21 protein-coding genes are annotated in these 26,947 nt (G+C 67.3%); 15 read left to right on the top strand and 6 right to left on the bottom strand.

The genetic code is table 11. The features are described from left to right. Positions 1 to 94 precede the first annotated feature (94 nt). Positions 95 to 1,423 (bottom strand): MFS transporter, encoded by a 1,329-nt coding sequence (locus LFT45_RS19330; protein WP_236805193.1) that lies wholly within the window; start codon positions 1,421 to 1,423, stop codon positions 95 to 97. Between the two features lie 207 nt (positions 1,424 to 1,630). On the opposite strand from LFT45_RS19330, the gene LFT45_RS19325 reads away from it, so the two are divergent. The 10 genes from LFT45_RS19325 (at position 1,631) to LFT45_RS19280 (ending at position 12,557) form a co-directional block, all read left to right on the top strand. Next, entirely contained in the window at positions 1,631 to 2,416 is a 786-nt protein-coding gene (locus LFT45_RS19325; RefSeq protein ID WP_236805192.1) for an IclR family transcriptional regulator domain-containing protein, read from the top strand. Next, positions 2,416 to 3,213 carry an IclR family transcriptional regulator gene (locus LFT45_RS19320; protein WP_236805191.1) on the top strand — a complete coding sequence of 266 codons (798 nt, stop codon included), beginning with the start codon at positions 2,416 to 2,418 and terminating at the stop codon, positions 3,211 to 3,213. The genes LFT45_RS19325 and LFT45_RS19320 overlap by 1 nt, the downstream gene beginning before the upstream one ends. Positions 3,214 to 3,390: 177 nt before the next feature. After that, positions 3,391 to 4,782: an MFS transporter gene (locus LFT45_RS19315; RefSeq protein WP_236805190.1), complete on the top strand. Its 1,392-nt coding sequence runs from the start codon at positions 3,391 to 3,393 to the stop codon at positions 4,780 to 4,782. Positions 4,783 to 4,842: 60 nt separating this feature from the next. After that, positions 4,843 to 6,000 (top strand): Gfo/Idh/MocA family protein, encoded by a 1,158-nt coding sequence (locus tag LFT45_RS19310; RefSeq protein ID WP_236805189.1) that lies wholly within the window; start codon positions 4,843 to 4,845, stop codon positions 5,998 to 6,000. Positions 6,001 to 6,002: 2 nt separating this feature from the next. After that, positions 6,003 to 8,138 (top strand): oxidoreductase, encoded by a 2,136-nt coding sequence (locus tag LFT45_RS19305; protein ID WP_236805188.1) that lies wholly within the window; start codon positions 6,003 to 6,005, stop codon positions 8,136 to 8,138. Next, positions 8,135 to 8,983, top strand: coding sequence for a sugar phosphate isomerase/epimerase family protein (locus tag LFT45_RS19300; RefSeq protein WP_236805187.1), 849 nt, complete (start codon positions 8,135 to 8,137; stop codon positions 8,981 to 8,983). Before LFT45_RS19305 ends, LFT45_RS19300 begins: the two co-directional genes overlap by 4 nt. Beyond that, positions 8,980 to 9,819 (top strand): aldo/keto reductase, encoded by an 840-nt coding sequence (locus LFT45_RS19295; RefSeq protein ID WP_236805186.1) that lies wholly within the window; start codon positions 8,980 to 8,982, stop codon positions 9,817 to 9,819. Before LFT45_RS19300 ends, LFT45_RS19295 begins: the two co-directional genes overlap by 4 nt. Before the next feature lie 20 nt (positions 9,820 to 9,839). After that, positions 9,840 to 11,669: an FAD-dependent oxidoreductase gene (locus tag LFT45_RS19290; RefSeq protein WP_236805185.1), complete on the top strand. Its 1,830-nt coding sequence runs from the start codon at positions 9,840 to 9,842 to the stop codon at positions 11,667 to 11,669. A gap of 33 nt (positions 11,670 to 11,702) precedes the next feature. Further along, the gene (locus LFT45_RS19285; protein ID WP_236805184.1) at positions 11,703 to 12,035 is read left to right on the top strand and encodes an ArsR/SmtB family transcription factor; all 333 of its coding nucleotides are present in this window, start codon (positions 11,703 to 11,705) and stop codon (positions 12,033 to 12,035) included. 30 nt (positions 12,036 to 12,065) lie between these two features. Then, positions 12,066 to 12,557, top strand: a complete 492-nt coding sequence (locus tag LFT45_RS19280; protein WP_236805183.1) for an SRPBCC family protein — start codon at positions 12,066 to 12,068, stop codon at positions 12,555 to 12,557. Between the two features lie 88 nt (positions 12,558 to 12,645). Here LFT45_RS19280 and LFT45_RS19275 read toward each other — a convergent pair whose 3' ends face one another. Then, positions 12,646 to 12,828, bottom strand: a complete 183-nt coding sequence (locus tag LFT45_RS19275) for a hypothetical protein (RefSeq protein ID WP_111905501.1) — start codon at positions 12,826 to 12,828, stop codon at positions 12,646 to 12,648. A gap of 272 nt (positions 12,829 to 13,100) precedes the next feature. After that, a complete protein-coding gene (locus tag LFT45_RS19270) occupies positions 13,101 to 13,769 on the bottom strand; it encodes a GntR family transcriptional regulator (protein ID WP_236805182.1) in 669 nt (222 codons plus the stop codon). Between the two features lie 312 nt (positions 13,770 to 14,081). Here LFT45_RS19270 and LFT45_RS19265 point away from each other — a divergent pair, with 312 nt between their 5' ends. The 5 genes from LFT45_RS19265 (at position 14,082) to LFT45_RS19245 (ending at position 22,050) form a co-directional block, all read left to right on the top strand. Continuing rightward, the gene (locus LFT45_RS19265) at positions 14,082 to 15,254 is read left to right on the top strand and encodes an ABC transporter substrate-binding protein (protein ID WP_236805181.1); all 1,173 of its coding nucleotides are present in this window, start codon (positions 14,082 to 14,084) and stop codon (positions 15,252 to 15,254) included. Positions 15,255 to 15,327: 73 nt separating this feature from the next. Further along, entirely contained in the window at positions 15,328 to 17,100 is a 1,773-nt protein-coding gene (locus tag LFT45_RS19260; RefSeq protein ID WP_236805180.1) for an ABC transporter permease, read from the top strand. Then, positions 17,093 to 18,223 (top strand): ABC transporter ATP-binding protein, encoded by a 1,131-nt coding sequence (locus LFT45_RS19255; protein ID WP_236805179.1) that lies wholly within the window; start codon positions 17,093 to 17,095, stop codon positions 18,221 to 18,223. Before LFT45_RS19260 ends, LFT45_RS19255 begins: the two co-directional genes overlap by 8 nt. Positions 18,224 to 18,280: 57 nt before the next feature. After that, a complete protein-coding gene (gene acnA, locus LFT45_RS19250) occupies positions 18,281 to 20,944 on the top strand; it encodes an aconitate hydratase AcnA (RefSeq protein ID WP_236805178.1) in 2,664 nt (887 codons plus the stop codon). Between the two features lie 14 nt (positions 20,945 to 20,958). Beyond that, positions 20,959 to 22,050 carry an isocitrate/isopropylmalate dehydrogenase family protein gene (locus LFT45_RS19245; protein WP_236805177.1) on the top strand — a complete coding sequence of 364 codons (1,092 nt, stop codon included), beginning with the start codon at positions 20,959 to 20,961 and terminating at the stop codon, positions 22,048 to 22,050. Positions 22,051 to 22,133: 83 nt separating this feature from the next. Here LFT45_RS19245 and LFT45_RS19240 read toward each other — a convergent pair whose 3' ends face one another. The 3 genes from LFT45_RS19240 to LFT45_RS19230 all read right to left on the bottom strand — a co-directional run bounded on the left by LFT45_RS19240 (position 22,134) and on the right by LFT45_RS19230 (position 26,941). Then, positions 22,134 to 23,315, bottom strand: a complete 1,182-nt coding sequence (locus LFT45_RS19240; RefSeq protein ID WP_236809445.1) for an NADP-dependent isocitrate dehydrogenase — start codon at positions 23,313 to 23,315, stop codon at positions 22,134 to 22,136. A gap of 189 nt (positions 23,316 to 23,504) precedes the next feature. Next, complete coding sequence (locus LFT45_RS19235) at positions 23,505 to 25,268, bottom strand: acetyl/propionyl/methylcrotonyl-CoA carboxylase subunit alpha (protein WP_236805176.1); 1,764 nt, start codon at positions 25,266 to 25,268, stop codon at positions 23,505 to 23,507. Further along, a complete protein-coding gene (locus LFT45_RS19230) occupies positions 25,268 to 26,941 on the bottom strand; it encodes a carboxyltransferase domain-containing protein (RefSeq protein ID WP_236805175.1) in 1,674 nt (557 codons plus the stop codon). The genes LFT45_RS19235 and LFT45_RS19230 overlap by 1 nt, the downstream gene beginning before the upstream one ends. Positions 26,942 to 26,947: the final 6 nt, after the last annotated feature.

Genomic DNA, 26,947 nt, shown 5'->3' with positions numbered 1-26,947 from the left:
GTGCCCCCGAAGCGGCTGACGCCGAACTCGCAGATAATGCCCTCAAAGTAGCAATCTGAGGGCATTATCTGCTCGTTCGTGCTTCGGGGGGTAGCTACTTGACCGGGTTGCCCAGCTGCCGCAGCGGGGTCTTGTGGGTTTCGCGGGCCCAGTACGCGCCGGCCACCGCCAGCAGGGATGATGCGGCGACAATCCAGGCGGCCGGGCCCCAGTTGGCCTTGTCGGCGCCGACCAGCGCGGTGCCCAGCAGCGGCGTGAATCCGGCGCAGAGGATGCCGACCTGCAGGCCGATGGCCATGCCCGAGTAGCGGACCTTGACGTTGAACAACTCGGAGAACCACGCCGGGTAGATCGCGTTGGACATAGAGTACGTGCCGGCGGTGATCACCGTGCTGGCGAGGAAGATCATGGGGATGTTGCCGGTGGAGATGACGGAGAAGTAGACGAAGATCATCAGCCCGGACCCCAGGACGCCGGCGATGAATACCGGTCGACGGCCGAAGCGGTCCGAGAGCCGGGCCAGCAGCGGCTGGCTGAACATGGCGATGACGTTGCCCACGATGCTCACCCACAGCATGGTCGACGCCGGGACGCCCACGGACACGGCGTAGGCCAGACCGAAGGACTGCATGAACGTGTTGGTCACGGTTTCGAAGGACATCAGGGCAACCTGGAAGAACTGCGCCGGGTGCGTCTTGAACATCTTGGCAAACGGAAGCTTGACCAGTTCGCCGTGGTCGTGCTTTTCCTCGAAGACCTCGGGTTCTTCGAGGGAGCGCCGGACCAGGTAGGCGACCACCAGCACCACGAGGGACAGCCAGAACGGGATGCGCCAGCCCCAGGCGAGGCGGTCGGCCTCGTTCATGGCGGCCACGGGAAGGAAGGCGAGGGAGGCCAGGACGATGCCGGCGGAGATGCCACTCATCGCGAAGCTGGCAAAGAAGCCGCGGTGCCCTTCAGGTGCTTCCTCGGTGGACAGGGCGGAAGCGCCGGCCGTTTCCGCGCCGGCGGACAACCCCTGCATGAGGCGCAGCACCACCAGCAGTGCCGGTGCCCAGTAGCCGGCGGCGTTGAAGTCGGGCAGTGCGCCGATCAGGAACGTGGCCGACCCCATCAGCACCAGGGTCAGGACGAGGGTGTTCTTGCGGCCGATCTTGTCCCCCAGGTGGCCGAAGACGACGGCGCCGAAGGGCCGTGCCACGTAGGCCACGCCAAAGGTGGCAAAGGAGGCGATGAGGGCGACGGTGGGGTCGCCGGAGGGGAAGAAGATCTTGGAGAAAACCAGTGACGCCGCTGTGGCGTAGATAAAGAAGTCGTAGTACTCCAGCGCGCCGCCCAGGAAAGCGGCGAGGGCGGCCTTCTTGGCGCGCTTCAACTGGTACTGCTTCGCCTCAGCGGTGGCAGTGGGGGCGAGATCGGTCATTGCAGGGGGTCCTTCCGCACTGAAAGACGGGTCCGGATTTTTGGATTTGTGCGTATCGCGAACAGGCGTACGATATGCGACTAGAAAAAGGATAGCGCAGAGTGAAGTGACTCACAATCCGTTGTTTGCCGTCCTGCTCCCCGCCCGACCCCGGCCCGTATTCTTGGTAGGTCAGGAAAAGCGCGCAGCTTGAGGTGCAGGGAGCCCATGGACGAACAGCCGGCCTACTTCGTGAAATCGGTCGAGAAAGCGTTCGACGTGCTCCGGGCCTTCACCCCGAACCAGCCACGGCTGACGGTGTCCCAAGTGGCCGCGGCCGCAGATACCACCAGGGCTTCCGCCCGGCGGTTCCTGCTCACCCTGGCAGACCTCGGCTACCTGCGAACGGACGGGGCACACTTCGAGCTGACTGCCCGCTCACTGGAGATCGGGCGGTCCTTCCTGGCCAACCTCGAGCTTCCGGCCATTGCGGACCGGCATCTGAAATCCCTCGCAGCCGAGCTGAACGAGACCACCTCCTTATGCATTCTTGACGGCGTCGACGTCGTGTATGTCGCGTGCGTGCCCTCGCCGCGGCTGCTCAGCGTCACCATCACCGTGGGCACGAGGTTCCCCGCCTGGGCGACCTCCATGGGCCGGGTGCTGCTGGGAGCACTGACCGAGGCGGATCTGCAGTCCTACTTCGAAACCGTCCGGCTGCAGAAGCTGACCGAACACTCCATTGCCAGCGCCGAGCAGCTGCGGGTGGAGATTGACCGTGCCAGATCAAGGGGGTGGGCAATGGTGTCGCAGGAACTGGAAGAGGGGCTGCGTGGCGTGGCGGTGCCGGTGTGGCGAGGCCAGGACATAGTGGCGGCCGTCAACGTTTCCCTGCAGACGCACCGTTCCCCTGCCGAGGACATCGAAAAGTCCGTGGTGCCGCGCCTGCAGGAGGCTGCCCGGCAGATCGGCCTGGACTACGGCGGGGACGCGTCCGGGCTGCGGCGGGCCTGATGGCCAACTCGCCCTCCGGCGAATCAGTCATCCAGCGCGTGGTGAAAATCCTGGACGCCTTTTCGAAGGGCCGCCCGCGGATGTCGTTGAGCGAGCTAGCCCGGGCCACGGGCATGTCCAGCAGCACCGCGCACCGGCTGGCCAACGACCTCGTGGACAGCGGGCTGCTGAACCGCAGCGATTCCGGCGACTACGGCGTTGGCATGAAGATGTGGGAGCTGGCGTCCCGCAGCAATCCGCTGGAGGAATTCCGACGCCGGGGCCTTCCGTTCCTCGAAGGCGTCCACGCCGCTGTGCGTGAGCAGGTCTCACTTTCCATTCCCGACGTCGGTTCCGGCACCGTGCTGTACCTGGAGCAGCTGGACCGGCACGGCACCGCCACCAATCTTGCTGCCGTGGCCGGCCGGCTCCTGATCCACAACACCTCGTCCGGGATGGCCATGATGGCGCACATGCCGCGCGACGTGCAGGAGCGGTTCCTGGCCGGGCCGCTGGAGAAAACCACTGCCGCCACGGAGACCGACCCGGCGCGGCTGCGCGCCCAGCTCGCCCTGACCCGGGAACGCGGCTACGTCCGCATGGCCGGTGTCCTGGTGCAGGAAAACACCGCCTATGCGGTCCCCGTCTTTGGTGAGGGCAACAGCGTGATCGGCGCGATCGCCGTCGTTATTCCGACGGCGGACGAGGACCCCAAGGTGGTTCTTCCCGTCCTGGTGGCTGCAGGGCGCGGCCTGTCCCGGACCATGGGCGCAGAGCGCCGCCCGTACGGCACGAGGCCCTGGCTTCAGGGTTCCTGAACCGGGGCTTTCTCTTCTCAACCAGCGTCCCGTTGAACGGGAAGTTCCATCGCGCAGCTTCTCCCTGCTCCTAGTGTTTTTCCCCAGAGCAACAGCCACCCGGACAGGGTGCACGCTCAACTCTTCGGCCCCCGCCATCTGGTGGCGGCCGCCCTGGAAACTCAACGAGGAGAACCTATGGGACACGTCCAGCCCCCCGCCCCCGTCGCGGAACCTGCCGTCCTGCAACGCGCGGACAGCCTCCCGGCGAAGACCCCAAAGAAGGCAGCATTGGCTTCTTTCCTTGGCTCCACGCTGGAGTACTACGACTTCTTCATCTATGGCACCGCAGCAGCGCTGGTGTTCCCGAAGATCTTCTTCCCCGGCGGAGACCCTGTAGTTGCCCTGCTCGGCGCGATGGCCACGTTTGGCGTCGGCTACCTGGCACGGCCGCTGGGCGGCGTCATCATGAGCCACTTCGGGGACAAGATCGGCCGCAAGCAGGCGCTGATGATCACGCTGGTGATCATGGGCGTTGCCTCCATCGGCATCGGCTTCCTGCCCACCTATGACCAGATCGGCTACTGGGCCACGGCGCTGCTGCTGGCGGGCCGGCTGGCGCAGGGATTCTCCGCCGGCGCCGAGGCCGCGGGTGCGTCCACCCTGACCATGGAACACTCCCCGGAGGGACGCCGCGGCTTCTTCACCAGCTTCGTGATGACTGGCTACGCATCCGGAATGGTCCTCTCCACCGTGGTGTTCATTCCGCTCGCCGCCCTCCCCGAGGAACAGCTGCTGGGCTGGGGCTGGCGAGTCCCGTTCTGGCTGTCCGCCGTGGTGCTGCTGGTCGCCTACTGGATCCGCACCCGGCTGGACGAGCCGCCAGTGTTCGAAGAGACCGTGGAAACGACGAAGCCCAAGGGCATTCCGGCGGCCGAGGTGCTGAAGACGCAATGGCGCGACGTCCTGCGCGTGGCCCTCGTGATGCTGTTCTCCGTCATGCAGACCACCTTCACCGTGTACGCCCTGGCCTATGCCACCGGCAAGGGGATCGGCCTGGACCGCACCCTCATGCTCACGGTCAACGCAGTCACCATCGGCCTGTCCATGTTCACCATCCCACTGGCCGGGATCATCTCGGACCGGTTCGGCCGCAAGAAGGTGCTCCTGGTGGGCTCCCTCGGCTGCGCCGTCACCTCGTTCGGCTACTTCTGGGCCATTAGCGAGCACAACATCGCCATGATCTTCGTCTTCGGGTTCCTGAACATGTCCGTCTTCTACTCGTGCTGGAACGGTGTCTGGACTGTCTTCTTCCCCGAGATGTTTCCGGCACCCGTCCGCTACTCCGGAATGGCCATCGGCAGCCAGGTGGGCCTGATCCTCACCGGCTTCGCTCCTGCGATCGCCACGGTCCTGGCCCAGCCGGGACCCGGCGGCTGGATCCCGGTAGCGGTCTTCACCGTGGCCTGCCTGGCGGTCTCCGCGATCGCCATCGCCACGGCCCGCGAAACCCACAAGACCCCGCTCGAGGAGCTTGGCCTGCCGCGGGAGCAGAGGCCGGTCTGCAGCTCCGTTTCCGCCGACGCCTAGCCCGGCCGCGCCCTCGCCAGTCACCAGCGCCCCCCGCCATTCAGAAAGAAAGTTGGAACCATGACCCCGCCAGCAACCGCCCCCCGCACGTACCGAGCCGGAATCGTGGGCTGCGGCGCCATCTCCCGCAACCACCTCGAGGCCTTCGGCGCCCTGGACAATGTGCAGGTGGTGGGGGTGTGCGACATCGACCTGGACCGGGCACGCGCCACCGCCGGGAACTGGGACGTGCCAAACGCGGTGAACACCGTGGACGAGCTCCTGGCGCTGGGCGTGGACATCGTTTCGGTCTGCACGCCACACCCGACCCATGAGCAGGTGGTGCTCAAAGCAGCGGCGGCCGGGGTGCATGTGCTGTGCGAAAAGCCGATTGCCACCCGGCTGGACTCGGCCGAGCGGATGGTTGAGGCGTGCGAGGAGGCCGGTGTGCAGTTCGGGGCACTGTTCCAGCGCCGCTTCTGGCCTGCAGCCCAGAAAATCCGGAAGGCGATCGACGACGGAACGCTGGGCCGGCCGCTCATGGCCCAGTGTTCCGTGATGCTGCACCGCGCGCCGGAATACTACAACCGGGACGCGTGGCGCGGCACCTGGGAGAACGACGGCGGCGGCGTGCTCATGACGCAGGCCATCCATCAGATCGACCTGCTGCAGTGGTACCTCGGCGACGTGGCGGAGGTCTACGGCAAGGTCAACACCTACCGGCACGGCGACTACATCGAGGTGGAGGACTCCGCCACGGCGGTCATCACCTTCACCTCCGGCGCCATGGCAACGCTCGAGGCGTCGACGGCGGTGTCCCCCAACCTGGGCATCCAGCTCCGAATCACGGGGGAAACGGGTGCCTCGGCATCGCTGACGGAGTTCCCCGAGGGCAGCGACGGCCGGCTGGACCTGTGGGCCGTGGGGGAGAAGATCACCGTGGAGCCCGTCCATCCCGAGGGCGTGGAACCGAATATCGACCTTTCCACCATCAACGGCCAGCTGATTCCGCACCACACCAGCCAGGTCCGCGATTTCGTGCAGGCCCTGGACGCCGGCACCGAGCCCGCCATCACCGGCAAGGACGCCCTGAAATCGCTCCGCATCCTGCTGGCGGTCTACGAATCCGCGCGCACCGGGCGCCCGGTGCGCTTCGCTGACGTTGAGGTTCCGGGCCGCGTCCGGGTTCCGGCCGAGGTTTCAGCCGGAACCCGTGTTCCTGCGGAAGCGGCAGGCTAGCCATGACCGAACACGAAACCCGCCACGCCGCCCGCCCGCTCACCCTGGGCCGGAACGGCCGCACTCCACGGACCCTCCGCAACCGGCTCGTCTCCGCTCCGATGGAACGCAACTACGGCACCACCGACGGGCACATCACCGAGCAGTACATCGACTACCTTGTCACCCGCGCCCGGGCCGGCCTGGGACTGGTCACCACCGAAGCCACGTACGTCCGGGCAGACGGCAAGGGCCGCACTCACCAGCTGGGCCTGCACACGGACGCCATGGTTCCCGGGCTACGTCGGCTCACCGACGCGCTGCACGCTGAAGGTGCGCTGGCCGCCGTCGAACTTAACCACGGCGGCCGGACCGCGCAGACAGCGGTGTCCGGGCACAAGAACGTGGCGCCGTCGCCGGTGCCGTGTGCGGTGGCCGGCGGGGAGGTTCCGCGGGAACTGACGGCCGGAGAATGCCACGACCTCGTGCAGTCCTACGCCGCAGCCGCCCGCCGGGCCGTGGCCGCGGGCTTCGACGTGATCAACATCCACGGCGCCCACGGCTACCTGATCCACCAGTTCATGTCCCCCATCTCCAACCACCGCACGGACGAGTTCGCCGCGCCGGAGCACTTCCTGAACCTGGTCATCGACGCCGTCCGGGAGGCGGCGCCGGACGCCCTCGTCGGCGTGCGGGTGTCCGTCGTCGAAGGCCCGGCGGACGGCATCAGCGCCGAAGACCAGGTGGCCGTCATGGCCAAGGCACACCTGGACCAGCTGGACTTTCTCGACCTGTCCGCCGGCAGCTACGACGCCGGTGAATGGATCGTCCAGCCTGGCGAATGGAAGCCCGGCCTGCTCCGGGACTACGCCACGGAATACCGGCAGTTCGGCCTTCCGCTGGGCATGGCCGGGCGGCTGAACTCGCCGGCGGTCATCGAAGAGGTTCTCGGCGCCGGAGTCTGCGACTTCGTCAGCCTGGCGCGCGCCATCCATGCCGACCCAGCGTTTGTGGGCGCGGTCCTGCACGGCGAGGCGTACCGCCCCTGCATCGCCTGCAACGTCTGCATCGACACCCTCGGCCAGGGGCAGGTCACGTGCACCGTTAACCCCGCCGTCGGACGCTCGCGGGTTCCCGTTCCGACGCCGGCCGTGCGGCCGGGTGCCCGGGTCACCGTCGTGGGGGCCGGCCCGGCCGGCCTCACCGCCGCCCGGGAACTCGCCGTGGCAGGTGCGCAGGTCACCGTGCTCGACGGCGGCGTCCGGCTGGGCGGGCAGTTCGCCCTCGCCGAACAGATGAAATCCACTCCTGATTTCCACCGCTTCACCGACTGGTCCGCCGCCGAGAACGACAGGCTGGGCATTGACGTCCGGCTGGGCGGGCAGGTGGATCTTTCCGATCCGGGCGACGTTGCGGCGCTGATCCGGGAAACCGGGGCCGACGCCGTCGTGCTCGCCACCGGCGGGACCCGCCCCGGGGCAGGCTTCCCCGGAGCCGATTTGCCCGGTGTGACGGACGTGCGGGACTGGCTCGCCGCCCACCCCGAGGTGCTGCGCCCGGATGGGCAAGGTGGGAGCATTCCGGACGCCGTGACCATCTGGGGTGCGGACTCCGTGGCGATGAGCGTGGCCGACACCCTCGCGGGCCGCGGCACCGCCGTGCTGCTGGTGGGGCCGCAGGAGGTCCTCGCGCCGGAATCCGGGCGGCGGGCGAAGATCCTTGCCGTGCCCCGGCTCGAACAGAATCCGCGGGTGCGGGTCCGGCTCGGTGCCACGATCGAGGAGTACGACGGCGGCCGGATCCGGATCGCCGGCACCTCCCCGGATGGGGCTCGAGACGGGTCCGGCCCGGAATGGCTGGACGCGCCTGGTCCGTTGCTGGTATCCCGTTCGGTGCTGCCGCTGGACGGTTCCGTTCCCGCGGCGGACCGTGAGGCCCACTTGGCCGGAGCGGCCGGTGTGCCGCTGGCGTTGGCGGGAACGGTGGTGGACCGGACCCCCGCCATCGCCTCAAACGCGGTGAAGGGCGGTTATGACGCCGCGCAGCGCATCGCCGCTGCGCTTGCCGCCGAGCCGTTCGCGCCAGCCGCCGAATCGGCAGCGCCAGCCAGTGAATCAGCCCGTCCCGTAGAACTCAGCATGAACGGAGCAGCATCATGAGCGCACCGCGCCGCCCGCTGGGCCTGGCCCAGCTGTCCCTCCTCAACACCGCACCGCCGCAGCTGGTGGCCATCGCCGCCGAAGCCGGCTTCGACTTCATCGGCGCCCGCGTCCGCCCGGTCACTCCCACTGAGCGGCCCTATGACCTGCAGCCCGGGTCGCCGATGCTGAAGGAGACCCTGGCCCGGATGGCCGACACCGGCGTCACGGTCCGCGACATCGAGTTCCTGCTGCTGGACGGCACTGACCAGCGCGATGCCTGGCTTGCCATGATGGAGGCCGGGCAGGCCCTCGGCGCCGTATCCCTGACGGTGGCCGGGTCCGACCCCGACACTGCACGCCTTGCCGACACCCTGGCGCGCATGGCCGAGGACGGCCGCAGCTACGGCATCGTCCCCACCCTGGAGCCCATCTCCTACCAGGCGGTGAACTCCATTCCCGCCGCGGTGGCTCTGGCCCGGTCCTCGGGCTGCAACCTCGTGGTGGACGCACTCCATCTGAACCGCTTCGGGGCCGTTCCGGGGTGCGCGCAGTGGGAGGACCTCCAGGCGAACCTCGACCTGGTGCCGCTGCTGCAGCTGTGCGACGGGCCGGCGCAGCGTCCGGCCGCCCAGGAGGCGCTGGTGACGGAGTCCCGCTCGGAACGCGGTGTTCCGGGCGAGGGCGGCTTCAACCTGGCCGCCCTGGTCAACGCCTTCCCCGCTGATCTTGCCGTGAGCGTGGAGGTGCCCTCGGACAGCACGGTGGCCCGGCTGGGGGAGCTGGGCTGGGCACGGAAGCTCAAGGAGGCAGCCGACACGGTGCTGCAGGCGGCAGGCAACCTCCAGAATGCAGGAACCAAATGAGCCAAAAAACAGAGGAAAACACGACGGCGGAACTGGCGCCCGGCGTCGTAATTCCCCTCATCGGCCTGGGCACCTGGCCGATGACCGGCGAGGAGGCCGCCGATGCCGTGGCCCGGGCGATAGCCAACGGGTACCGGCATATCGATACGGCGGAAAATTACCGCAACGAGGAGGCCGTGGGGGAGGGGATCCGCCGCAGCGGCATTGCCCGCAGGGACCTGTTCCTTACTACCAAATTCAATAAGCAGTGGCACGGCAGGACGGGTGTGCGCGAGGCCTTCGGCGCGGCAACCCGGCGGCTCGGCACCGAGTACCTGGACCTCTTCCTGATCCACTGGCCGAACCCTGCCCAGGGCCGGTTTGTTGACGCAGCGGAAGGGCTCGCCCGGCTGGCCGAGGAGGGGCTGATCAGGTGCTGGGGCGTTTCCAACTTCAAGCCGGCCCACCTGCGCGAGCTGCAGGCGGCAGGCCTCGACGTCCCGGTCAACCAGGTTCAAATCGACCCCGAACACCAGCAGCTCGACCAGCTGGCCTTCCACCGTGAACACAACATCGCCACCGCGGCCTACAGCCCGCTGGGCCGCAACGGCGGCTTCCTCGCGGCCCCTGCCGTCACCGGTCCCGCCGAGGCATACGCCAAGACGCCGGCGCAGGTGGTACTCCGCTGGCAGGTCCAGTCCGGCCGGGTGGCCATCCCCAAGTCCGCCGACGACCGGCGGCAGCGCGAAAACCTTGATGTCTTCGGTTTTGCCCTCACCGAGGCGGAAATGGCCGGCATTGATGCCCTGGACACGGGCGCGCCGCCGCGGCTGGACTCAAACGAATTCGGACACTGAAAGAACAACTGGAGCAAGAGATGACTTTCCCGACTGATGCAACAACCCCCTCCGCTGCCGGAGTCAACATGCGCGCGCTGAACTGCGACGTCCTGGTGGTGGGCTCCGGCGCGGGCGGCCTGGCCGCAGCCGTGACGGCCGCGTACCACGGGCTGAACGTTGTGGTGGTGGAAAAGGCGGACGTCTGCGGCGGTGCCACGGCCTGGTCCGGCGGCTGGGCCTGGGCGCCGGGCAATCCGCTGGCCCGGGCCGCCGGCGTCAGCGAGGACAAGGAGACCTTCCGAACCTACCTGCGCGGAGTCCTGGGGGCGGACTACCAAGCGGACAGGGTGGACGCGTTCCTGGAGGCCGTGCCCCACATGGTGGGCTTCTTCCATCAGAAGACGTCACTGCAGTTCGTCCCGGGTGCAAGGATCAACGACGTTTATGGCGGGCTTCCCGGTGCCGGGACCGGCCACCGCTCAGTTGGGCCCAAGCCCATGAACGCCCGGCGGATCCGTCCGGAGCTGCGCGCCAAGCTGCGGCACCAGCTGTATGAAACCTCGTTCCTGGGAATGGGCATCATGGCCGGACCGGATCTGGCCAACTTCCTGTCCGCGTCCCGGGGCAATCCGCGCGGGCTCTTCCATGCAGGCTGGCGCTTCGGCTTGCACCTCCTGGATCTGCTGACGCATCGGCGCAACATGCAGCTGGTCAACGGCACGGCCCTGACCGGCCGGCTGCTGCAGTCGGCAGACCGCTTTGGCGTGGACATCCGCGTCTCCACACCGGCCCGCCGGTTGCTGACCGACGCGGCAGGCAAGGCGACGGGCGCCGTCGTCGGAACCCCCGAAGGGGAACTGCGGATCAACGCCGTACGCGGAGTGGTCCTGGCGGCCGGCGGCTTCCCGCAGGACGTGGAGCGCCGGAAGGAACTGTTCCCGCACACCCCAACCGGGCACGAACACTGGACGCTGGCGCCTGCGGAGGCCGGCGGCGACGGCATCAGCCTGGGCCAGTCGGTGGGCGCCCGTTTCAGGACCGACGTGAAATCCGCGGCCGCGTGGTGTCCGGTGTCGCTGGTTCCGTACCGCAGCGGCCGGACCGGCACGTTCCCGCACATCATGGACCGTGCCAAGCCCGGCAGCATCGGCGTCCTGCGCAGCGGGAAGCGGTTCGTTAACGAAGCTAACGGGTATTACGACTACGTGGCGGCAATGCTGGCGGCCACGCCGGCGGGGGAACAGGCGGAGGCCTGGCAGGTCGCCGATTCCCGCTTTGTGCGGCGCTTTCCGTTGGGCATGGCCAAACCGCTGCCCGTGCCGCTCTTCCCCTACGTGCGCTCGGGCTACCTGAAGAAGGGCCGCACGCTCGAGGAACTCGCGGCCCGCTGCGGCATCGATCCCGCCGGGCTGAAGGAGACGGTGGAGCGGTTCAACCGCCATGCGGCCGGCGGCACGGACCCGGACTTCGGCCGCGGCTCCACGTCCTTCAACCGCTATGGCGGCGACGCCTCGGTGAAGCCGAACCCGTCGCTGGGCCCCATCGAGAAGGGCCCGTTCTACGCCGTGCGGGTGGTGCCGGGGAGCTTCGGCACGTTCGCCGGGCTGGATGTGGACGGCCGCTCCCGCGCCCTTGACGACGGCGGCCGGCCCATCCCGGGCCTGTACGTCGCCGGCAACGACCAGGCCAGTGTGATGGGCGGGCACTACCCGGCCGGGGGCATCAACCTCGGCCCGGCTCTGGCGTTCGGATACGTTGCCGGCCGCGATCTGGCTGGGGCCGTGGAGTACGAGGACGACGGGACCGTGCCCGCAAAAACCGTGCCCACTGACGTGGCCACCGACGTGGCCAACGCTGCAGCCCATTGACACCCTTCCCCGGTGGTCATATCCTACAACCAAATGGTTGTAGATCAGCTTAGCGATGCCGAACTCGACCGCCTCTTCCAGGCGTTCGCGGACACCACCCGGCGGGACATTATGCGCCGGGTGACAGTCGGCGAGTATTCGGTGAGCGGCCTGGCAGCGCTCTACGCCATGAGCTTTGCTGCCGTCCAGAAGCACGTGGCGGTGTTGGAGCGCGCCTCCCTGGTCACCAAGGAGAAGCGCGGAAGGGAGCAGATTGTGCGGGGCAACCATGATGGCCTGGAGAAAGCCCGCTGGCTGCTTGATGAGTACGAGGCGATCTGGCGGCAGCGCGTCGCCCGGATCGCAGACATCCTCGCTGAAGAGTAGGACTGGCTGAAGAATAGGAAGGGTCCGGCAATGACGGTTATCAGTTCCACCAAGAACCCCGAGGCGCTCAGCTTCACCCTCGTGGCAGAATTCGACGCCGACGTGAAGCGCGTCTGGCAGATCTGGGAAGACCCGCGGCAGCTCGAGCGCTGGTGGGGCCCGCCCACCTGGCCGGCAACGTTCAGCCAGTACGAGTTCACTCCCGGCGGCGAGGCCTCCTACTACATGACCGGCCCGGAGGGTGAGAAGGCCGGCGGCTGGTGGCGCATCACCGACATCCAGTCGCCGAACCGCCTCGAGTTCGACGACGGGTTCGCCGACGACGACGGCGCTCCTGTCGAGGCCATGGGCACCTCGCACGCCACCGTCACCCTTGAGGACATCGGCGGCCGCACCCGGATGACGGTTCAGTCCGTCTTCGAGTCCGAAGAGCAGATGAAGACGATGATCGAGATGGGCATGGAGGACGGCATGAAGGAGGCCGCCGGACAGATCGACGCACTGCTGGCCGAGCACTCCTAGCGCGCTGCTCCGCTATTCAGGCAAAAACGCAAGAGGACGACGGCGGGAAGTCCCGCCATCGTCCTCTTGCGTTGTGCTTGGGTGCTGACTAAAGGGCAGCGGTGTTCAGGCTGAGCGTGAAGGTGTTCGGGCCGCTAAGGGTGACGGCGACGTCGCTCTTCTTTGCGTTGGCCCGGCTCGAGAAATCGTGCACCAGCGTCTCCAGCGTGTGGTTCACTGCAGAACGGTCCCAGATCTTGATCGTCATTGATTCGGCGGTCTCAAAGGTCATTTTTCAGTGCTTTCGTGTCTGGGCATGGCGCCAATGCGATGCCGCGGAACAGGTCAGCCCAGGAACGCTCGGAGGCCTTAGGCAGCTCGACGAGCTCACCGGTTTGGCCTCATTGCGTCCACCAGGATTTTGTTGTGTTTGAACTTCTGAACCACTTGCAGAAAAGCGTATTCTTCTGTGGTTCCTTTCCATGATGCACAGGCGCGATGGGGCTTTTCAAACGATTTGGCCCCAAATGGCGGGTGAGGTTTGCCACATACAGGGTTACAGTGCTACTCCTCGGCGAGGACGGCGATGGCGCGGCGACCCAGGCTGCCCACGACGTGGCGCTGCATGATCTCGCGGGCGCGGACGGCGTCACCGGACACCACGGCGTCGGCGATCTCGATGTGTTCTTCGCGGACGCGCTTCTGGTCCTTCTGGGAGTCCTTCTGGCCCTGCAGGCCTATCTGGCGGTACCGGTCCGCCTTGTCCCACAGGCCCTCCAGGATCCCGATGAGCAGGGGGTTATGCGAGGCCATGTAGACAGCGCGGTGGAATTCGCGGTGCGCCGTCATGGCGTCCAGGTCCGCGGCGTCGTGCAGCGGTGTCAGCTGCTTCAGCGCGGCTTGGATGTTCTCGATGTCCCCGGGTGTCCGGCTTTCCGCCGCGAGCCCGGCGGCCAGCGGGTCCAGATTCTCACGGAGGATGTACAGGTCCTTTGCTTCATCCGCCGTGAGTGCGGCGACCCGGGCATCCCGGTGGGACTCCAGCTGGACCAGCCCCTCGGCGGCAAGCCGGCGCAGCGCCTCGCGCAGGGGCGTGGTGCTCACGCCGATTTCGTGGGCGAGCTGGGCCTGGCTGAGCACCGACCCGTGGGAGATCTCCCCGGTCAGGATTCGGCGCCGCATTTCCTCGTAGGCGTAGGCGCTCTTGGTCAGTGCTACGGTCGGATATGCCACCGTGTGCTCCTTATTACGTTGCTTCCGGCGGCGGTCCGGGAATGCCCAGGCGCGCCGAAATAGGCTATGTCCTATAGTAGCTTTCCGCCCTCGGCCGGCGGCGTTGCTCCCGCCGTCACGCGTCGGCGAAAACAAATACACACGGGCGACGCCGTCCGCGCCACTTCAATCCCCGGGCCCAAGGCCTATCTGACAAGTCCTTAGCCCGGCTTGATTTTTACTATAGGTTATAAGCTATAGTTTCGTGAACCGGATCACATCCAGTGCCGGCCGTGAATACCACCATCGTTTTTGCTCAAAGGAGAGACAGCCATGATGGCGTCAAAAACCACCGCGTCGGATAAGCCCGTTCCCCGTTCGCTCAGCAGGTACGCCGCGGCAGGGGTGGCCTCGGCTCTGCTCCTGGCACTCACCGCCTGCGGAGGCTCTTCCCCGGCTGCTGCGCCTGCGCCGGTCAACTCCATCGCCACCGGCCAGTACCCGGACTACTACCCGGCCGACTACAAGGACTTGGTGGCCGCCGCCGAGAAGGAGGGCGGCGAACTCACGATCTACTCGAACACCGACCAGGAGAACTGGGCTCCGGTGTTCCGGGACTTCAGGAAAAAGTACCCGTTCGTCAAGGAAATCTCGGCCAACAACCTTGGATCCGATGAAGTGTTCCAGCGCGTGCTAAGCGAGAACGCCACCGGAACCTCCCCGGCCGACGTCCTGGTGACCAACGCCGCCGGCGCCTGGGCCGACTTCGCCGCCCGCGGCGACCTCCTGGCCAAATACACCTCGCCGGAGCTGGCAAAACTGCCCGAGTTCGCCCAGTTGCTGCCCGGCGTTACGGCCATGTCCGCAGACGCCATGACCATCACGTACAACACCTCGCTGCTGCCCACCGCGCCCACGGGCCTGGCCTCGCTCGCTCAGCAGGCCAAGGAAAAGCCGGAGCTATTCAAGGACAAGATCGGCCTCCGTGACATCGAGGGCGCCTTCGGTTTCACCGTCTTCCACAGCCTGACCAAGAGCCACCCGGAAGCCTGGGATTCCCTCGCCACCATCCTTCCGCTCTCGCGTCCCGAGAGCTCCTCGGCCACCGAGAAGGTACTCGCCGGCGAGTATGTCGCCAGCGCACTGGTCAGCGCGGCTCCGGCCTTTCCCGTGGTGAAGGACTCGGGCGGGCTGTTCAAGATCGCCCTGCCCGACGACGGAACGGTAGTTCTGCCGCGCGGCCTCGGCGTCGCTGCAAAGGCGCCGCACGCTGCCACCGCGAAGCTGTTCACCGATTTCACGCTCTCGGCCGAAGGCCAGCAGGCCATCCAGGAAGGCGGCCTCTCCTCCTACCGCGAAGGCGTGAAGCCGGTCGAGTTCAGCTACACCTATGACGACATCGTTAAGGAAGTTGGCAAGGAAGACGTCATCCTCGTTCCCTACGAGAAGGTCTCCGCAGCTGAAACCGCCACGTTCACGGAGCGCTGGAACAGCCTCAAGAAGTAAGCGCTCCATTCCGCGTTACTGAAGAACTGACCAACAGCCGTGCCCCCGAAAAGCAAGGACCGGAACGATTTCCATGACTACAATTCCTGAGACCAGGCCGCCCGCCACCGTGGCGGCCGCGCGGCCGGAGTATCCCGCACCGAAGTACCGCCGGGTCCTCGGTGCCGACCGCAGCCAGCTGCTGTACTGGGCGACGATTATCATCCTGGCGCTCCTGGTCCTTGCACCCGTGGTGCCCACGCTCTACCAGTCGGTGATGGACCGTCCTCTGTATGAGGAGGGCGGTCTGTTCACCGCGGAGAACTACACCCGGCTGTTTACCGAGGCAGGCTTCGGCACGGTCGCGCTGAATACGCTCATGTTTGCCGTGCTGACCACAGTGATGACGCTGCTGATCGCGGTCCCGATGGCCATCGTGGTGGTCAGGACCAACATCCCGGGCCGGAAGTTCTTCGGTGCCGCGATGCAGTGGCCGTTCTTCATCTCCTCCCTGATCCTCGGTTTCGGCTGGATCACCATGTACGGCCCGGCCGGGTTCGCCAGCGTAGAGGTCAGGCGAGTTCTGGGCTTCCTGCCCTGGGACCTGTACAGCATTCCGGGAATGGCGCTCACCGAAGCCGTGGCGCTGGCGCCGATCGCGTACATGTTCTGTGCCAACGCGCTGCGGAACTCCGATGCCTCCCTCGAAGGTGCAGCGCAGACCGTCGGCGCCGGCCCCTTTCGGATCCTCTGGTCGGTCATCATCCCGATGCTGCGCCCGCCCATGGTCTACAGCTCCGTACTGGTGTTCAGCATGTCCATCGAGACCCTGTCCATCCCGCTGCTGTACGGCCAGCCGGTGAACATCACCGTCTTCGCGACCTTCCTGTATAAAAACGGGCTGCAGTCCATCGACCCCGACTACGGCATCCTCGGGGCGGCGTCCACGATCATCCTCCTCGTTACGGTTCTGCTGGTGGCCGTGCAGGCCAAGCTGCTCAAGGACGCCAAGCGGTTCGTCTCGGTCCGCGGCAAGGCCACCCGGCCGCGGCTGCTGGACCTGGGCTGGATCAAATGGGTCTCGGTGGCATTCATCTCCATCTACGTGGTGGTCGGCGCTTTGGTTCCGATCGCCGGCCTGGTGATGCGCTCCTTCACCAAAATCTTCACGCCGCTGCAGAACCCGCTGGCCTCGGTGACTCTGGCCAACTACCAGCGCATCTTCGAATTCCCGGCCTACGTCGCCTCGATCCGCAACAGCCTCATCGTTGCCGGCGCCGGCGCGGTTCTGGTCAGCGTGCTGGCCGTGGTGGCCGTCGTCGTCGCCAAACGCTCCACCTTCCGCTACCGGAAAGTCATCGAATACCTGGCCCTGGCCCCGCAGGCCATGCCAGGTTTGATCATCGGCATCGGCCTGTTCTGGGCCTTCGCCTTCCTGCCGTTCAACCTGGGCTCGTTCGTCCAGGGCACCATCTGGGCCATCATCATTGGCTTCGGCCTCCGCGCCCTGCCCAGCGCCTTCGGGTCCATCTCGCCGGCCGTGATGCAGATCGGCGAGGAACTGGACAACGCCGCCCGGGTCAACGGCGCGGACTGGATGCGGATGTTCCTGACCGTCCTGGCCAAACTCCTTACCCCCGCGTTCGTCGCCGCGATGGTGCTGACCTTCGTGGTGATGATGAAGGAATACTCCCCGGCCATCTTCCTCGGCTCGGCGGACACCAACATCATCGGCACCACCATGCTCGAACTCTGGGTCCAGGGCAACACCGGCTCCGTGGCAGCCTTGGCCACCATTCAAATCGGAATCACCGCAGCCTTCGTCGGCATCGCCGGCCTGCTCATGAAAGGTAAGAAAGATGCCTGACGTCATCATCAAGAACCTCCGCAAGGACTTCGGCGGGAACACCGTCCTCCACGAGGTCAGCTTCACCATCAAGGACGGCGAGTTTTTCACCCTCCTAGGCCCCTCCGGCTGCGGCAAGTCCACCACCCTGTCCTGCCTCGCCGGCCTGGAACAGCCCACCTCCGGCTCCATCGCCGTCGGCGACACCGTGCTGGTCGATGACACATCCAACAGGTTCGTGCCCCCGGAAGAGCGTAACCTCGGCATGGTCTTCCAGTCCTACGCCCTCTGGCCGCACATGACCCTGGCAGACAACCTGGCCATGCCGCTGAACATCCGCAAAGTCCCCAAGGCCGAACAGAAAACCCTCATCCACGACGCCCTGGACAAGGTGGGCCTGGCCCATCTGGCCCACCGCTTCCCGCACCAGCTCTCCGGCGGCCAGCAGCAGCGCGTCGCCTTGGCCCGCGCCCTGGTCTACTCACCCAAGGTCCTGCTCCTGGACGAGCCGCTCTCCAACCTGGACGCAAAGCTCCGCGAGCAGGCCCGCGTCTGGCTCAAGCGCCTGCAGTCCGAACTCGGCATCACCACCGTCTACGTCACCCATGACCAGGAAGAAGCCCTGGCCATGAGTGACCGCATCGCCGTCATGTCCAACGGCAACATGCTCCAGGTCGCACCGCCCGAGGAAATCTACGAACGCCCCGCCACCGCAGAAGTCGCTGCCTTCATCGGCCGCTCCAACTTCCTCGACGGCGTGATTGTGTCCACCAACGGCGGTACGGCAACCGTCCGGCTCGAAGACACGGGCGAAACCGTCACCGCCGTACTCACCGGCCAGATGCGCGACGGTGACCCCGTCACCGTTGCTTTCCGCCCGGAAAAAGCATCCCTGGCACCTGTGGGGGACTCCATCCCGTCCGGGCACGTGGGCCTGCCCGTGGAAATCCTCACTACCTCCTACGTGGGTTCCCGCTACGAATACGAGCTCCGCTACGGAACGCGGACCCTGGCCGTGGACAGTAAGAGCAACGTCTTCCGTGGCGACCTGATATTGGTGGTGCCGGTTGAAGCCCTGCGCCTCTACCCACGTGCCAACGTGGTTTCGGCCGACGCGGCGGAGATGATGGCCGTGACCACCTGACCGGTTATATCTTATAATCTGTCCCACGCCTGACTCTTGTTCTAGAAAGTGTGCACCATGAATATCGTCACCGCCGCCGGCTCCGACCCCTGCATCGCCAGCCTTGCCGTCAACGGCGATGTCCTGCAGACGGTGGACATCGCAAGTGCCGTCGGCACCGGGTATTCCCGGCTGCCGGTGGTGCTGCGGCTGCTGGCGGAGAACGTGCAGCGGAACATGGTGGGCCGCGAACGCGAACAGGCCATGGACGCGCTGCGGAACTGGCTGGCCACGGGCACCAGCACCGCAGAAATCGAGTTCCTGCCCACTCGGGTGCTGATGCACGACACCACCAGCACGCCTGCGCTGGTGGACATTGCGGCCATGCGGGACACCCTCGCCGAGTCCGGAGCAGATCCCATGGTGCTGAACCCGCTGCTGCGCGTGGACGTGTCCATCGACCATTCCCTGGCGGTGGAGGAATACGGGCGCGCCGACGCGGCCGCCCGGAACATCAAGCACGAGATCCGCCGGAACCGGGAGCGGTACCAGTTCCTCAAATGGGCGTCCAAAGCCATGAACGGCGTGCACATCAACCCGCCGGGCACCGGCATCATGCACACGATCAACCTCGAGCAGCTGGCCACCGTGGTCACCACAATCGAGCGGGACGGCGTCCGGTGGGCGGTGCCGGACATGATGGTCGGCACCGACAGCCACACCCCGATGATCAACGGCCTCGGCGTCCTGGGCTGGGGCGTCGGCGGGCTGGAAGCACAGACCGTGATGTTCGGGATGCCCGCCACGCTGCGCATCCCCGACGTCGTCGGCGTCCGCCTGACCGGTGAACTGGCGGCGGGGACCCTGGCCACTGACTTGGCGCTGGCCGTCACCCAGCGGCTGCGCCAGGTGGGCGTCACGGGGGAGTTCGTCGAGTTCTTCGGCCCCGGCGTTTCGACACTGACCGTCGGCGAACGCGCCGTCGTCGCCAATATGGCGCCTGAATATGGCGCCACCACCGGTTACTTCCCGATCGACGCGCACGTCCTCGACTACCTGGCCAGCACCGGCCGCAGTGCGGAACAGACGCGGCTGGTCGAGGCGTACACCCGGCAGACGGGCCTGTGGTTCGAACCCGACGCAACGCCGGTCTACACGAGAATCGTCGACGTCGACCTGTCCGCCGTCGCCATGCACGCCGCCGGTCCGCGGCGTCCCCAGGACCTCCTGCCCTATGGCGGCATCCGCAAGGCGCTGGAGAAGGAGGCCGTCCCGGCGGGTGCCGGTGACGGGGCCGCGCACACCGGCGCCCTGCCCGCCTTCCCTGTTTCCCTGGCCGCCATCACCAGCTGCACCAACACCTCGGACCCGCGCCTGCTCATTGCGGCCGGGCTGCTCGCCCGCAATGCCCGCCGCCGCGGGCTGACCGTGCCGGACTGGGTCAAAACCTCGCTGGCGCCGGGCTCACCAGCGGCGGCCAGCTACCTCAAGCGTGCCGGGCTCACGGACGACCTGGCCTCCGTGGGGTTCGACATCGTCGGGTTCGGCTGCACCACCTGCATCGGCAACCCAGGCCCGCTGACGCCGGTGATTGCCAGGGCCCAGGCCGACGGCGTGAGCGAACCGGTGGCGATCCTGTCCGGCAACCGCAATTTCCCCGGCCGGGTGCACCCCGACGTCGAACTCAGTTTCATCATGTCGCCCCCGCTGGTGGTGGCCTTCGCGCTTGCCGGTGACGCCAAGCGGGACCTCAGCGAGGAGCCGGTCCAGGACGCCGCAGACGGCACGCCCGTTTACCTCAGCGAGCTCTGGCCGTCGCGCGACGAGATCGATGCCTTCGTGGTCAAGGCCAACGACCCCGCCGATTTCCGCCGGGACTTCGCTATCGCCAGCCGCGATCCCCAGTGGAAGCGGGTGGAAGCACCGGACGGGGCGCAGTACCCGTGGGATGACGGCTCCACCATCCTCCGCCGTCCCCCCTTCGCCGCCCTGACCGAGGGCAGCCTCCTCGGGGAGTTCACCGCGCATCCGCTCCTGGTGCTCGGCGACGACATCACCACCGACCACATTTCACCGGCCAGTGCCATCCCGCCCGCCTGCGGCGTAGCAGACTTCCTGGTGGACAGGGGCGAGGACCGGGGTGACCTCAACGTCTTCGCCTCCCGCCGTGGCAACTGGGAGGTCATGGTCCGCGGCGCCTTCCACAACAAATCCGTCAGGAACCTTCTGCAGCCCGAGGCGCCGGTGGCACACACCATCCACTCGCCGTCGAACGAAACCCTGCCCATCTGGGATGCCGCCCAACGGTACCGGGAAGCCGGCGAATCCGTGGTCATGGTGGCTGGCGAGCGCTACGGTATGGGTTCGTCCCGGGACTGGGCCGCGAAGGCCCAGCGGCTGCTTGGTGTCCGGGCGGTCATCGCCGTCAGCTTTGAACGGATCCACCGATCCAACCTGATTGGCATGGGCATCCTGCCGCTGGTCATGCCGGCGGACATGAGGGAGAAGCTCCTCAGCCTCGCACCCGGCGACACAATTGCGCTCGACGCCCCCGCGGAGCGCATCCATCCCCGCGCCGGGATCGCCGCGGCGATTGTTCGCGCGGACGGCACGAGGGAGCCTTTCACGGCCACCGCTGCCGTGGAAACGGGGCTGGAATGCGACCTCCTCGCCGTCGGCGGCGTCATCCCCATGATCCTGCGGCGGACGCTGGCAGAGACCGGCGCCCCAACCACCAACTGACGAAGGAGTTACAGATGAGCGCATCAAAGCAGTACCGGCTGGCAGTTCTGCACGACGACGGCATCGGCCCGGAAATTGTCCCGGCCGCGGTGACGATCCTCGACGCCGCCATGGAAGCCGCCGGCGCCCCAACGATCGAATGGACCGGACTGCCGCTGGGCCGTTCGGCGATCGACACCCACGGCACCGCCGTCCCGGACGAAACCCTCGAAGCACTGAACACCGTGGACGGCTGGCTGCTCGGCCCGCACGATTCCGCCTCCTACCCGGAACCGCACAGGTCCGCGCTGAACCCCTCGGGCACCATCCGCAAGCACTTCGGTTTGTTCGCCAACATCCGCCCCTCGAAGGCCTTCCCCGGCGGGAACGCCATCGTCGAAGGCACCGACCTGGTCATCGTGCGTGAAAACACCGAAGGCTTCTACGCCGACCGGAACACCTTCGCCGGGACCGGCGAGTTCATGCCCACCCCGGACGTGGCCATCATGCACGGCATCATCACCCGCGCCGCCACCGAACGCATTGCCCACGCCGCGTTCCAGTTGGCCCAGTCCCGCTCAGGGCGGCTGACCATCGTGCACAAGGCCAACGTTTTGAAACTGACCACCGGCCTGTTCCGCGACGTCTGCAAAGAGGTTGCGGCCCAGTACCCGGACGTGGCCGTCAACGACTTCCACATCGACGCGATGACCGTGCACCTGGTCCGCCGCGCCAACAAGTTTGACGTCATCGTCACCGAGAACATGTTCGGCGACATCCTTTCGGACCTCGCCGGTGAAGTCGCCGGATCCCTGGGCATCGCCCCGTCGATCAACTCCTCCGACACCCACGCCATGGCCCAGGCCTCCCACGGCTCCGCGCCGGACATCGCCGGAAAGAACATCGCCAACCCCATCGCGATGATCCTCTCCTCCGCGATGCTGCTGCGCTGGCTCGGGGCGAAATTCGGGGACGAGTTGGTCCTCCAGGCCGCCGACCTCGTCGAAAAAGCCATCGAGGCCACCGTCCTGGACGGCACCACGACCAAGGACATGGGCGGCACCGCCGGCACCAGCGACTTCGCCAACGCCGTCGCCGCCCGGATTGCCGCCGTTGAACTCGTCTAGCGCCGTCGGGCGCGTCTAGCCGGATTCAATAAACGACGACGGCGGCCCCGCCTTCCGTAGAAGGCGGGGCCGCCCTTTTTGGCTTAGTTCAACCGCTGCTGCAGGGTGGCGTCCACGGCGGCGAGGAAGTCCTCGGTTGTCAGGAAGGGCTGGTCCGGGCCGATGAGCAGCGCCAGGTCCTTGGTCATGCTGCCGGCTTCGACCGCCCTGATGACCACGTCCTCAAGCGTTTCGGCGAAACGGACAACCTCGGGCGTGCCGTCCAGTTTCCCGCGGTGCAGAAGCCCCCTGGTCCAGGCGAAGACCAGGGCGATCGGGTTGGTGGACGTGGCTTTGCCCTGCTGGTGAAGGCGGAAGTGGCGCGCCACAGTGCCATGGGCGGCCTCGGACACCACCGTGCTGCCGTCCGGCGTCATCAGTACCGAGGTCATCAGCCCCGGAGAGCCGAAGCCCTGGGCCACGATGTCAGACTGCACGTCGCCGTCGTAGTTCTTGCAGGCCCAGACGTAGCCGCCCTCCCATTTGAGGGCAGACGCCACCATGTCGTCGATCAGGCGGTGCTCGTAGGTCAGGCCCGCGGCGTCGAAGCTGTCCTTGAATTCGGCGTCGAACACCTCCTGGAACAGGTCCTTGAACTGCCCGTCGTAGGCCTTCAGGACCGTGTTCTTGGTGGAGAGGTACACCGGGTAGCTCCGCTGCAGGCCGTAGGCGAAGGACGCGCGGGCGAAGTCGCGGATGGAGTCGTTGAAGTTGTACATGCCCAACGCCACGCCGCCGCCCTCGGGGTAGGTGACGATCTCCTGCCGGATCTCCTCGCCGCCGTCGGCCGGTGTGAAGGTCAGGGTGAGCGTCCCGGGCCCGGGGACCCGGAAGTTGCTGGCGCGGTACTGGTCCCCGAAGGCGTGGCGGCCGATGACGATCGGCTTGTTCCAGCCCGGGACCAGGCGTGGAATGCTGGAGATGATGATCGGCTCGCGGAACAGCACGCCGCCCAGCACATTCCGGACCGTTCCGTTGGGGGAGGACCACATCTTCTTGAGTCCGAACTCCGCCACGCGGGCCTCGTCGGGAGTGATGGTGGCGCACTTGATGCCCACCCGGTGCTCCCGGACCGCATGCGCAGCGTCCAGCGTGACCTGGTCGCCGGTAGCGTCGCGGTTTTGCAGGGAGAGGTCGTAGCGGCGCAGGTCGATGTTCAGATAGGGCTGGATCAGGCGCTCCCGGATGAACTCCCAGATGACGTGCGCCATCTCGTCGCCATCCATCTCCACCACGGGTCCGGCCACATTGATTTTCTCTGGCACCAAAGCCTCCTCATTGAGAATATTCTTTGGTTATAGATTATAAGCTATGAAGTCCGGGGGATGGGTCTGACGTGGGAACCGCACCACGACAGAGGACGACTGCGGGTGGTCGCGCCGTCGTCCTCTCGTTGCCTTTCCCGTTGACCGGCCCTAGCCGATGAGTGCCAGAACCGAGCCGGCGGCGATCACGTCACCGCGGCCGGCGGCGACGCCGGAGAGGACGCCGCCCCGGTGGGCGGGGACGCTGGTCTCCATTTTCATCGCTTCCAGAACCACCACGGGATCACCGGCAGCCACCTCGGCGCCCGGCTCCACGAGCCACTTCACGATGGTGCCGCTCATGGCGGCGCGCAGTTCGGCCGGGTCGGAGGTGCCGGACCCGCCGTCGGGAGAGCCAGCGGCCGGCGAGGCACCCAGTCCGCCCGGAAGCGCCTGCCCCGAACGGGCCCATCCGTCCAGCAGGTCGGCCGGAAGCCCGACGGCGAGCCGGCGGCCGTCCACGTCCACCGTGATGGTGCGCCGGCGGCCTGCGGGACCGGCGGCGCTGAAGTCCGGATCGGCCGGAATGCTGTCGGCGAAGTCGGTCTCGATCCAGCGGGTGTGGACGTCCAGGCCGGTCTCGGACGTGAAGTCCGCTGCCTCCACCACGGCCCGGTGGAAGGGCAGGACGGTGGCCACGCCGCCGATGCTGATCTCGGCCAGTGCCCGGCGGGCGCGGCGCAGGGCCTGCTGGCGGTCGGCGCCGGTGACGACCAGCTTCGCCAGCAGCGAGTCGAACTGCGGTGCCACAAAGGAGCCGGAGCGGACCCCGGTGTCCAGCCGGATGCCGGGACCGGTGGGTGCGGTGAACTCGCTGATGGTGCCGGGGGAGGGCAGGAAGCCGCGCCCCACGTCCTCGGCGTTGATCCTGAATTCAAAGGCATGGCCGCGCGGAGCCGGGTCTTCCGTAAGGGACAGGCGCTCACCGGCGGCGATCCGGAACTGTTCCTGGACCAGGTCGATCCCGGTGGTTTCCTCGGTGATGGGGTGTTCCACCTGCAGCCGCGTGTTTACCTCGAGGAACGCGACGGTCCCGTCGGCGGCGACCAGGAACTCCACTGTCCCGGCACCCGAGTAGCCGGCTTCTCGGCAGACGGCCTTGGCGGCGTCGTAGATCTGTGTCCGCTGCCCGTGGCTGAGGAACGGCGCCGGGGCCTCCTCCACCAGCTTCTGATGGCGGCGCTGGAGGGAGCAGTCCCGGGTTCCGACGACGAAGACGTTGCCGTGAGTATCGGCCAGCACCTGCGCTTCGACGTGGCGTGGCCGGTCCAGGTAGCGTTCCACGAAGCATTCGCCGCGGCCGAACGCAGCCACCGCCTCGCGCACGGCGGAGTCGAAGGCCTCCTCGACCTCCTCCATGTTCCGCACCACCTTGAGGCCGCGGCCGCCGCCGCCGAAGGCTGCCTTGATGGCGATGGGGAGCCCGTGCTCCTCCGCGAAGGTGCGGGCCTCGGCGGCGGATTCCACCGGCCCGTCGCTGCCCGCCACGAGCGGGGCGCCGGCGCGGACGGCGATCTCGCGGGCGGTGATCTTGTTGCCGAGCTGGCGGATGGCCTCCGGAGTCGGCCCGATCCACGCGAGTCCGGCATCCAGCACGGCCTGCGCAAAGTCCGCGTTCTCGGACAGGAAACCGTACCCGGGGTGGACCGCGTCGGCTCCGGATGCGGCCGCCGCACCGAGGAGCTTGTCGATGTTCAGGTAGGTGTCCGCCGGGGAGTTGCCGCCGAGGCTGAAGGCCTCGTCCGCGGCGATGACGTGCATGGCGTCCGCGTCGATGTCTGCATACACAGCCACGGAGGCCAGCTGCGCGTCGTCGCAGGCCCGGGCGATGCGGACGGCGATTTCGCCGCGGTTGGCAATGAGGACCTTGTGCATCAGTTGCTCGCTTTTCTTTCTGGAGTCTGTTCGTGTGAAGTCTCTTCGGAGGAGCCGGCGGGGGCGGCAGGTTCGGGCGCGATGCGGAAGCGGATGCTGCCGCCGATCGGGACCTGGGCGGCCAGGTCGAGCTGGTGGTCCACCACCACGCCGATCACCGGATACCCGCCCGTGATGGGATGGTCGGCGAGGAAGAGCACGGGCAGGCCTTCGGGCGGCATCTGGATGGCTCCGGCCACCGTTCCTTCGCTGGGAAGCTCACCGGTGCGGCTCCGCTCCAGGGGTGTTCCCTGCAGCCTCATGCCTACGCGGTTGGACTCCGGCTTGATTGTCCAGTCCTGGGCACAGAGGGAGTCGATCGCGGCCTGGTCGAACCAGTCCGCGCGCGGTCCGAGGATGATGTCCAGCAGGGTGACGTCCTCGCCGGGATAGTCAGGCTGGATTTCCGGGCTGCCCACGACGCCGGATTCGGCGGCGCCGCCTGCTGGCAGCAACTGGTTCGCTGCCAGCGGCTCGGGACCGATTCCGGACATCGTGTCCGTGGAGCGGCTGCCCAGGACCGGCGGTGCGTCCACGCCGCCCCGGACAGCGACGTAGCTGCGGAAGCCGGCGTCCGGAACACCGATGGTGAGGATTTCGCCGTCGAGCAGGGCGAACGGCGCGGCCGCCGGAACGGTGCGCTGCCGCGCCTCTGCATCGCCGGGTTCCGTCGCGTCGGTGTCCGTTTCGCTGGGGGAGGCCGACGGCGTCACAACGGTGAGCGCCGACGGCGCCCCCGCAACGGCCAGGACCTGGTCACCGACGGCCTGGAGCCTCAGCCCGCCGGATACCGTCTCGATGGCGGCGGCCGACGGCGCATTCCCGACGAGGCGGTTGGCCCGGCGGAGCGACGCGCGGTCCAGCGCACCGGCGGCGGAGACGCCAAGGGCCGAATGCCCCTGCCGGCCAAGGTCCTGGATGAGGCTGTGGATCCCGGCCGACAGGACACGGAGTCCGGAGGTGGTTTCAGGGACTGTCTGCCGGCTGGCGGCTGGGGTGCTGTCATCCTGCTGGCTGTCCTGGCCTGCCAGCCGGACCACGTCACGGACGGCGCGGAACTGCACCCGGTGCCCGGGGCTGGCCAGCGCGGGTTCAGAACGGTCGAGGTCCCACATTTTGGCTCCCGTGCGGCCGATAAGCTGCCAGCCACCCGGCGACTTGCGCGGGTAGACCGCGGAATAGTTGCCGGCCAGCGCCACCGATCCCGCCGGGACGGCAGTGCGCGGGGAACTCCGGCGCGGAACCTCCAGCGCCTGGTTCTCGCCCACCATGTACCCGAAGCCGGGTGCGAAGCCCGCGAAGGCAACAGTCCAGACCTGACCCGTGTGGGCTGCGACCACGCCGTCGGCACCGAGGCCCGTCAGTTGCCCCACTTCGGCGAGATCTTCGCCGTCGTACACGGTGTCGATGACCACCAAGCCGCCGGCCTGCTCCGCCGGTGCCATGAGGTCCAGCTCCAGGAGTGCCTGCCCGATCCGCCGTGCAGCTGCGGGGGATTCGGCCCTGACCATGACGGTCTCCGCGGCGGCCAGGACATCCTGTTGGCCCGGAAACGGGGCCTCAAGGAGGGCGGCCTGCAGGGCGAGGACATCCTGCGTTCCGGAGACCACGGCGAGGATCGTGCGTGTTCCCACTGGCCG

Source organism: Arthrobacter sp. FW305-BF8 (genome assembly GCF_021789315.1).
Lineage (GTDB): Bacteria > Actinomycetota > Actinomycetes > Actinomycetales > Micrococcaceae > Arthrobacter.
Note: the sequence above shows the minus strand (reverse complement) of the source record. Positions and strands in the feature narration are given on the sequence as shown.

Bases quoted from the DNA above. Each gene is read 5' to 3' on its own strand.
- LFT45_RS19305 (WP_236805188.1), top strand. From the start codon at position 6,003: ATGACCGAACACGAAACCCGCCACGCCGCCCGCCCGCTCACCCTGGGC.
- LFT45_RS19260 (WP_236805180.1), top strand. From the start codon at position 15,328: ATGACTACAATTCCTGAGACCAGGCCGCCCGCCACCGTGGCGGCCGCG.
- LFT45_RS19310 (WP_236805189.1), top strand. From the start codon at position 4,843: ATGACCCCGCCAGCAACCGCCCCCCGCACGTACCGAGCCGGAATCGTG.
- acnA (WP_236805178.1), top strand. From the start codon at position 18,281: ATGAATATCGTCACCGCCGCCGGCTCCGACCCCTGCATCGCCAGCCTT.
- LFT45_RS19265 (WP_236805181.1), top strand. From the start codon at position 14,082: ATGATGGCGTCAAAAACCACCGCGTCGGATAAGCCCGTTCCCCGTTCG.
- LFT45_RS19325 (WP_236805192.1), top strand. From the start codon at position 1,631: ATGGACGAACAGCCGGCCTACTTCGTGAAATCGGTCGAGAAAGCGTTC.
- LFT45_RS19240 (WP_236809445.1), bottom strand. From the start codon at position 23,315: ATGGATGGCGACGAGATGGCGCACGTCATCTGGGAGTTCATCCGGGAG.
- LFT45_RS19300 (WP_236805187.1), top strand. From the start codon at position 8,135: ATGAGCGCACCGCGCCGCCCGCTGGGCCTGGCCCAGCTGTCCCTCCTC.
- LFT45_RS19285 (WP_236805184.1), top strand. From the start codon at position 11,703: ATGGTTGTAGATCAGCTTAGCGATGCCGAACTCGACCGCCTCTTCCAG.
- LFT45_RS19245 (WP_236805177.1), top strand. From the start codon at position 20,959: ATGAGCGCATCAAAGCAGTACCGGCTGGCAGTTCTGCACGACGACGGC.
- LFT45_RS19280 (WP_236805183.1), top strand. From the start codon at position 12,066: ATGACGGTTATCAGTTCCACCAAGAACCCCGAGGCGCTCAGCTTCACC.
- LFT45_RS19320 (WP_236805191.1), top strand. From the start codon at position 2,416: ATGGCCAACTCGCCCTCCGGCGAATCAGTCATCCAGCGCGTGGTGAAA.
- LFT45_RS19255 (WP_236805179.1), top strand. From the start codon at position 17,093: ATGCCTGACGTCATCATCAAGAACCTCCGCAAGGACTTCGGCGGGAAC.
- LFT45_RS19330 (WP_236805193.1), bottom strand. From the start codon at position 1,423: ATGACCGATCTCGCCCCCACTGCCACCGCTGAGGCGAAGCAGTACCAG.
- LFT45_RS19235 (WP_236805176.1), bottom strand. From the start codon at position 25,268: ATGCACAAGGTCCTCATTGCCAACCGCGGCGAAATCGCCGTCCGCATC.
- LFT45_RS19315 (WP_236805190.1), top strand. From the start codon at position 3,391: ATGGGACACGTCCAGCCCCCCGCCCCCGTCGCGGAACCTGCCGTCCTG.
- LFT45_RS19290 (WP_236805185.1), top strand. From the start codon at position 9,840: ATGACTTTCCCGACTGATGCAACAACCCCCTCCGCTGCCGGAGTCAAC.
- LFT45_RS19295 (WP_236805186.1), top strand. From the start codon at position 8,980: ATGAGCCAAAAAACAGAGGAAAACACGACGGCGGAACTGGCGCCCGGC.
- LFT45_RS19275 (WP_111905501.1), bottom strand. From the start codon at position 12,828: ATGACCTTTGAGACCGCCGAATCAATGACGATCAAGATCTGGGACCGT.